This is a genomic window from Kitasatospora sp. NPDC058243 (assembly GCF_042882025.1).
GTDB lineage: Bacteria > Actinomycetota > Actinomycetes > Streptomycetales > Streptomycetaceae > Kitasatospora.
The window spans coordinates 1-6,892 of the sequence record NZ_JBHVWW010000087.1 but is presented as its reverse complement, the minus strand read 5'-3'; the positions used below and the strand labels follow the sequence as shown (position 1 = coordinate 6,892).

Sequence of the window (6,892 nt, the reverse complement as noted above, 5' to 3'; positions counted from 1 at the left end):
GGCTGGCTCCTTCTCTGGCAGGACAGGCCCCAGGGCGTGTCTGACAATTCGCGTCGGATCAGCGCGCGGCGGTGGGCGCCCGGCTGGGCGTGCCGGCGAAGCGTCCTCGTACTGGGCCGTACTTGGACGTTTCACCGGTGCGTCCAGGCGGGATGCCTGGGGGCACCTCCCGGCCGCCAGGCTGGGGGAGCGTCGCGCGCCCGGCGGGAATTGTCAGACACGCCCTAGAACTTGAGGCCGCCGAGCAGGCTCGCCAGGCTGGCACCGCCGGCGGTGATGCTCGGGGCGATCGAGGAACCGGCGACGTAGAAGCCGAAGAGGGCGCAGACGACGGCGTGGGAGACCTTTAGCCCGTCCCTGCGGAAGAACAGAAAGGCGATGGTGCCGAACAGGACGATGCCGGAAATCGAGAGGATCACGTTCTGCTCCTCGGGGAGGGGGGACGGGGACGGTGTTACGGAAAGTGCGCTAATCGTGACAAAAAGTAATAGATGATGGAACGGTGCAAATGGGTGGTTTCCCGTTCAACGTCGCCCTGGAGTTCGGGCGAAGGCGGGCGGACCGGCCGGGGTGGGGCCGTGTCCCGCGCAGTTCCAGCGCGGCGAGGCATTCCCGCCGGGTGGGCGGGAGGTTTCCGGGGGGTCGGGGAAGTTCGCCCGGATGGCCGCCGTTCGAGGGCCGCCATCCGCCATCCGGATGCGCGCTGGCCCGGCCCGGCACCCGGCCGCTACGGTGCGGTACGCGCAGCTGCTCCAGCCGCACTCCGTCACCGCGGCTCCGCCACCCGCAGAACCTGCAGAGCCCGCAGAACCCGCAGGACCCACAGACCGGAAAGGCCGCCCGCCATGACCGACGCCGCCAACCAGCAGCCCGCCGACGCTCCCGGCGCCCCCGACGCCGAGGTGATCGCCCTGGCCGGAAAGCTCTTCGACGCCGCCCGCGCCGGCGAGACCGACACCCTGGTCGCCTACGTGGACGCCGGTGCGCCCGCCAACCTCACCAACGACCGCGGCGACACCCTGCTCATGCTCGCCGCCTACCACGGCCACGCCGCCACCGTCGAAGCCCTGCTGGCGCGCGGCGCCGACCCGAACCGCGCCAACGACCGCGGCCAGACCCCGCTCGCCGGCGCCGTCTTCAAGGGCGCCGAGGACGTGCTGACCGTCCTGCTGGACGGCGGCGCCGACCCCACCGCCGGCACCCCGAACGCCGTCGACACCGCACGGATGTTCGGCAAGAACGAGCTGGTCGCCCGTTTCGAGGCCCGCTGATCCAGGTCGTAGGCTCTTCCCTCATGAAGAGCACCACCATGGAGGCCGGAACCGTCGAGTTCCGCGTCACCGGCTACGCCCACCCCGACGCCCAGGCCCTGTCGGCGGAGGTGCAGCAGGAGTACGTCCGCCGCTACGGCGACCCCGACGAGACCGTGCTGCACCTCGACGACTTCGACTCGCCGGCCGGCCTGTTCCTGATCGCCTACCTCGACGGCCGGCCGGTCGCCTGCGGGGGCTGGCGGGCCAAGCAGGCCGGGCCGGACGGGCTGCGCGACGGCGACGTCGAGCTGAAGCGGATGTTCGTGGTCCCCGCCGCCCGCGGTCGTGGCCTGGCCCGGGCGGTGCTGCGCCGCCTGGAGCAGACCGCCGCCGAGGCCGGCCGCACCCGCGTCATCCTGGAGACCGGCACCGAGCAGCCCGAGGCCGTGGCGCTGTACGGGTCCGAGGGGTACGCGGCGATCCGGAAGTTCGGCATCTACCGCGATCACCCGCAGAGCATCTGCCTCGGCAAGGAACTGCCCGCGGCGGCCTGACCGGCCCGCCCGGCGGGTAGGCTCACGACACCTCTGAGGGGGGACGATGAGCCAGCAACCGCCAGGAGCCGACCGGCTCCCCGCCCTGGCCGCGCCCGGCGGGGAGCTGGACCGGCTGGTCCGGGGCGGCGTGCGCACCGTCGGGGCCGGCGCCGTCTGGGCCGTCGGCGATGCCGGAGGGGCGCTCGGCGGCGGCGCGCACGGCGTGCTCGGGCAGGGCCCGTACGCCCGGCTCGCCCCCGGGCCGGACACCCGGTACGACCTCGCCAGCCTCACCAAGATCGTCGCCCTCTGGCCCTGCGTCGGAGTGCTCCGGCAGGCCGGGCGGCTCCCGCTCGACGAACCGCTCGGCCACTGGTGGCCGCCCGCCTCCGGGCACCCCGTCGGCGTGGTGACGGTCCGTCAACTCCTCGCGCACACCGCCGGAATGCTCCCGCACACCGGATTCGAGCAGCTCTACGGGCGCGACCTCGCGGCGATCCGGGCCGGGGTGATCGCCGCCCCGCTGCACCGCGCGCCCGGCACGGCCGTCGAGTACACCGACCGCGCCGCCGTCCTGCTCGGCTACCTCGTCGAGGACCTCGGCGGCGCGCCGCCGGCCGAGCTCGCCAGTCGCTGGATCTGGCGGCCGCTCGCCATGGCCGACACCCGGTACGGGCCGCTCGGCCCCGCCGACACCGCCCGCACCGCGCCCACCGAGTACGACCCGCAGGTCGGGAGCCACCTGTGCGGCGTCGTCCACGACCCCTCGGCCCGGCTGCTCGGCGGCGTCTCCGGCAACGCCGGGGCCTTCTCCACCGCCCGCGACCTCGCCCGCTTCCTCGCCGCGCTGCTCGCCCCGCCGCCCCAACTGCCCTGGGGCGAGGCCTGGATCGCGGAGTCGCTGCGCGAACAGACCGGCGGTCTCGCCCCCGCCCGCGGCCTGTCCTGGCTGCACGCCCCCGGCACCGACCCCGCCGAGGGCACCTTCGTCCACTACGGCTTCACCGGCACCGGCATCTGGATCTCCCGGCGGCTCGGCCGCTGGGCGCTGCTGCTCACCAACAAGGTCCACTACGACCGCGGCATCCAGCCGCTCACCGACCTGCGCAACGCCTACCGGCGGGCGGTCTTCGGGTAGGAGCTCTCGTGCGTCGAGTACCCGATCGGGTGGATTAGGTACGAACCGCCGGATCCGGCACGGGGGTTGCGGCAGAGTAACCACCGCGACGGGGCACCGGCGGAGGAGGCGCGATGACGGACACCTGGCTCTCGGAACAGGACTGGCTGGCCGGGCTGCTGCGCGCCTACGTCGGCTGCAGCGTGCTGCTCACCGGCGAAGGCGGCGACGTCCTGCTGCTGAAGGCCAGTTACCGCGCCCAGTGGCAGTTCCCCGGCGGCGGGATGGACCCGGGCGAGGGCCCCGCCGAATGCGCCGCCCGCGAACTGCGAGAGGAGACCGGGCTGGTGGCCGGCGAGCTGCGGCTGCTCGTCGTCGAGTGGCGCGACCCGATCCCGGGCCAGGGCGAACACGCCCACCCCGCCGTGCAGTTCATGTTCGACGGCGGAACGGTCCCGGCCGGCGCGACCATCCGGGTGCAGGCCGAGGAGATCACCGAGTACGGATACTTCACCCCCGCCCGGGCGGCCGCACTGCTGCACCCCTGCGCGGCGCGCCGGCTCACCCGGGCCCTGGCGGCCCGGCGCGCCGGCGCCACCGCGCTGCTGCACTCCACGGGGTACGTCGGCTGACGGTCCGTCAAATATGCCAGTCGGTCAGGCCCGTCAGACCAGCGTGCTCCAGTAGTACCAGAACCGGTTGAGGATCAGCAGCGCGATCACCGCCGCCCACAGCACCGGCACCGCCCAGTGGTAGCGCGCCGCCTCCCGCACGACCGGCCGCAGCCGCGGGCCCACCGGGATCACCCCCGTCCGGAGGTTGTGCAGCGTCGTGTACCAGAACAGCACCACCACCGTCGCCCACACCACCATGCAGTACGGGCACAGCGCGCCGATCCGGTACAGCGCCTCGTCGATCAGCCAGTGCACGAACACCACACCCAGCAGGGTGCCCGCGTGCAGGCCCAGCCAGAACCAGCGCCGGTACGCGGCACCGGCCAGCAGCCCCGCCCCGACCGCCGCCAGCGCGCCGAAGGCGGCCAGCCCGAGCAGCGGGTTCGGAAACCCGAAGACCTCCGCCTGCTCGGTGCGCATCACCGAACCGCAGCTGATCACCGGATTGAGGTTGCAACTGGGGACGTAGGACGGGTTCTCCAGGATGCGGAGCTTGTCGAAGGTCAGGACGGCCGAGGCGGCCAACCCGATCAGCCCGCCGAGGAACAGCAGCAGGGAGAACGCCCGGCCCGCGCCGACCGGCGCACGGCCGGCGTCGCCGGGGGCGGGAGTGGAGAGGTGCACAGAGGTAGCGGCGGTCATGGCAGCACACTCCGGTGGCTGGGAGGAGCCGGCCCGGCCGGGGTTCGGCCGGGCCGGTGGTGCCCTGCTTACTTCAGGCCGGCGGCCTGCTTGACCTGGGCGGTGAACTGCTCCGGCGTCACCGTGGACTGGCCGCTGAACAGCGTGATCGGCTTGCCGTCCACCTTGACCGTCGGGGTGCCCGTCACCCCGCTGCCGTTGAACGCCTCCGCGACCTTCGCCGCCCACGGCGCGTACGTCTTGTCGGTGACGGCCTTCACGAAGGCGTCCGTCTTCAGCCCGGGCACCTGGCCGGCCAGGTCGAGGATGTGGTTGACGTTGCCGAAGTCGTCCTTCCGCTCGTCGGGCTGGTTGGCGTACAGCACGTCGTGGAACTGCTTGAACTTGTCCACGCCCTCGTTCAGCGCGGCGCCCGCGGCGGCCAGCGCGGTGCGCGAGCCCTTGCCGCCGAGGGCGTTGTCCAGGAACGCCGCCAGGTGGAACTCCACCTTGACCGAGCCGTCCTCGGTCAGCTTCTTGACCGCCTCGCCGTTCGCCGCCTCGAAGTGCTTGCAGACCGGGCAGCGGAAGTCCTCGTACACCTCCATGGTGTGCGGGGCGTCGGCCTTGCCGTAGGTGATCACCGTGCCGTCCGGGCCGGAGGCGTTCGCCGGGACGACCAGCTCCGTCGGCGTGGCCGCATCGGCGGCCGCCGTCGAGTCCTTCTTGCCGGACGCCGAGTTGATCGCGACCGCCGCTCCGCCCGCGAGGGCGAGCACCGCGACGGCGGACACCGCCACGACGATCCGCTGGCGGCGCTTCGAGGCCGCCTGCTCGATGCGCTGCGCCTCCTGGATCCGCTCACGGGCACTGATGCGCTTGGCCTGCTGCTTGCTGGGGGTCTGAGCCATGGAAGGCAACTCCTGTACGCGGCGCGCGGATGCGCGCGGGAAACCGCACCGGGTGCGGCGGGATCGAGTGAACGCGGGAGTTGTGCGCGCTGCCTGCGGACGAACGTGCGCGGCGGCCCTACGGCCTCGGGCGGGTCAGCAGGCAGGCGCGAGAACCGGCGGACCACGCCGGGGAGCCGGGCTCAGCACCACGTCCTCGCGGTGCGGCCGCACGCGGTCCGACACCGGCAGCGGCACCCGCAGCACCGGCCGAACCGGAGCCGGGAGCAGCAGCAGGACCAGGGCGCGCAACGGGCGGGCCAGTGACTGGCGCAGCGCGCGCAGCGACCGGGCCAGGCCCGACAGGGCGGCGTCGCCCAGCCGCAGCCAGGTCGCGGCGGCCAGCGCGATCACCAGGTGCACCAGCAGGAGCAGCACCTGGGTCGCCGCCGGGGCCAGCGGCCCCACATGGCCCAGCGGGCCGGCCAGCAGCGACCCGTCCACCGAACCGCCGCCACACACCAGCAGGTTCACGCCGCGCGCGGGCACGTGCTCGGACAGGATCGGCCCACAGCCGGCCTGCCCCAGGTTGAACGTCGTGTTGAGCAGCAGCTCGACCGGCACCAGCACGCTGGAGATGTGCAGCAGCCGCCGCTCCCCGCCGGCCAGCGCGGCCGCGACCAGGAAGACGACGGCGGTCGCGGCCGCCACCAGCGAGAGCGGCAGCGGGCGACCCGTGATGACCACCTGGCCCAGCGCGGACAGCGGCACGGCGAGCGCGGTGAACACCGCGGCCCGCAGGGCCCTGATCGCATGGGTGGAGGTCGTCACGTCCCGGAGTATGCCACGACGCTTACATCCGGCACGAGGGCGCGTACCCGGGGAGCGGAAGCGTTGCCCGCCGGAGGCCGTTCGTTCACCCGCCTGACGCCCGCTCAGCCGGGACCGCTTCGCTGTTCGTGCGGGTCGGCGTCGTGTGCGCCGAGCGGTCGTCCCGGGCCTGGCTCGTCCCCGTCCCGGGCCTGCTCGTTCCCGTCGCGGTCCTGGTCGTCGTCGTGCGCCCGGACCCGTAGCCTGGAAGGCGTTCCCGGCGACCCCGATGAGGGGGTGAGCGCTCATGGCGCGACCCGCCACCACGGTGGGGCAGGTGCTGCTGGACCGCCTCGGCGCGCAGGCGGCGGTACTGGCCGGCCTCGACGACGCCGTCCGGGCGGACGAACCGGACGCGGTGCACCGGATGCGAGTCGCCTGCCGACGGCTGCGCAGCGCCCTGCGGACCTTCCGGCGGCTGTTCGCCCCCGGGGCCACCGACCACCTGGTCGCCGAACTGCGCTGGCTCGCGGCCGCCCTCGGCCGCGCCCGGGACGGCGAGGTGCTCGCCGAGCGGCTGGCCGCCCAGGCCCGGGCACTGCCCGCTGAGTGCCGGCCGGAGCGGGTCGCGGCGGAGCTGGAGCGGTGGGGGCGGACCGAGTACCGGCAGGCCTGGCCCGAGGTGCTCGCGGCCCTCGACAGCCCGCGCCGCCGCGCCCTCGCCGACGCCCTCGCCACCCTCCTCGCCGACCCCCCGCTGCGCCGCCGGGCCGGCCGTGACGCCGTCCCCGAGCTGGCCCGGATCGCCGAGCGCGAGCAGCACCGCACCGGCGAGCGCGTCCGGGCGGCCCTCGACGCCGGGGCCGGGCCCGCCGAGCAGCGCGACCGCGCCCTGCACGAGGCCCGCAAGGCCGCCAAACGCGCCCGCTACGCCGGCGAGACCGCCGCCCCGGCGGTCGGCGCGGCCGCCGAGCGGTACACGGACCGGATG

Annotated in this window: 9 protein-coding genes; 5 read left to right on the top strand and 4 right to left on the bottom strand. The window is 74.3% G+C overall.

The genetic code is table 11. From position 1 onward, the window contains the following. Positions 1-224: 224 nt before the first annotated feature. On the bottom strand, positions 225-419 hold the full coding sequence (locus tag ACFVX9_RS35895; protein WP_063346460.1) for a hypothetical protein: 195 nt from the start codon (positions 417-419) through the stop codon (positions 225-227). 426 nt (positions 420-845) lie between these two features. On the opposite strand from ACFVX9_RS35895, the gene ACFVX9_RS35890 reads away from it, so the two are divergent. The 4 genes from ACFVX9_RS35890 (at position 846) to ACFVX9_RS35875 (ending at position 3,538) form a co-directional block, all read left to right on the top strand. Then, positions 846-1,271, top strand: coding sequence for an ankyrin repeat domain-containing protein (locus ACFVX9_RS35890; protein WP_387986037.1), 426 nt, complete (start codon positions 846-848; stop codon positions 1,269-1,271). 23 nt (positions 1,272-1,294) lie between these two features. After that, entirely contained in the window at positions 1,295-1,807 is a 513-nt protein-coding gene (locus ACFVX9_RS35885; RefSeq protein WP_380342973.1) for a GNAT family N-acetyltransferase, read from the top strand. A 46-nt stretch (positions 1,808-1,853) separates the two neighbouring features. Beyond that, complete coding sequence (locus ACFVX9_RS35880; protein WP_380377317.1) at positions 1,854-2,927, top strand: serine hydrolase domain-containing protein; 1,074 nt, start codon at positions 1,854-1,856, stop codon at positions 2,925-2,927. Positions 2,928-3,040: 113 nt separating this feature from the next. Next, positions 3,041-3,538, top strand: coding sequence for an NUDIX domain-containing protein (locus tag ACFVX9_RS35875; RefSeq protein ID WP_387986033.1), 498 nt, complete (start codon positions 3,041-3,043; stop codon positions 3,536-3,538). 33 nt (positions 3,539-3,571) lie between these two features. On the opposite strand, the gene ACFVX9_RS35870 is transcribed toward ACFVX9_RS35875, so the two are convergent. The 3 genes from ACFVX9_RS35870 to ACFVX9_RS35860 form a co-directional block, all read right to left on the bottom strand. Continuing rightward, positions 3,572-4,222, bottom strand: a complete 651-nt coding sequence (locus tag ACFVX9_RS35870; RefSeq protein ID WP_380377315.1) for a vitamin K epoxide reductase family protein — start codon at positions 4,220-4,222, stop codon at positions 3,572-3,574. Positions 4,223-4,290: 68 nt separating this feature from the next. After that, complete coding sequence (locus ACFVX9_RS35865) at positions 4,291-5,112, bottom strand: DsbA family protein (protein ID WP_387986030.1); 822 nt, start codon at positions 5,110-5,112, stop codon at positions 4,291-4,293. A gap of 135 nt (positions 5,113-5,247) precedes the next feature. Then, the gene (locus tag ACFVX9_RS35860; protein WP_387986027.1) at positions 5,248-5,922 is read right to left on the bottom strand and encodes a hypothetical protein; all 675 of its coding nucleotides are present in this window, start codon (positions 5,920-5,922) and stop codon (positions 5,248-5,250) included. Positions 5,923-6,208: 286 nt separating this feature from the next. Here ACFVX9_RS35860 and ACFVX9_RS35855 point away from each other — a divergent pair. Then, positions 6,209-6,892: CHAD domain-containing protein (locus ACFVX9_RS35855; RefSeq protein ID WP_387986024.1), on the top strand; the 684-nt coding region annotated here is incomplete at its 3' end.

Bases quoted from the DNA above. Each gene is read 5' to 3' on its own strand.
- ACFVX9_RS35875 (WP_387986033.1), top strand. From the start codon at position 3,041: ATGACGGACACCTGGCTCTCGGAACAGGACTGGCTGGCCGGGCTGCTG.
- ACFVX9_RS35885 (WP_380342973.1), top strand. From the start codon at position 1,295: ATGAAGAGCACCACCATGGAGGCCGGAACCGTCGAGTTCCGCGTCACC.
- ACFVX9_RS35870 (WP_380377315.1), bottom strand. From the start codon at position 4,222: ATGACCGCCGCTACCTCTGTGCACCTCTCCACTCCCGCCCCCGGCGAC.
- ACFVX9_RS35865 (WP_387986030.1), bottom strand. From the start codon at position 5,112: ATGGCTCAGACCCCCAGCAAGCAGCAGGCCAAGCGCATCAGTGCCCGT.
- ACFVX9_RS35880 (WP_380377317.1), top strand. From the start codon at position 1,854: ATGAGCCAGCAACCGCCAGGAGCCGACCGGCTCCCCGCCCTGGCCGCG.
- ACFVX9_RS35890 (WP_387986037.1), top strand. From the start codon at position 846: ATGACCGACGCCGCCAACCAGCAGCCCGCCGACGCTCCCGGCGCCCCC.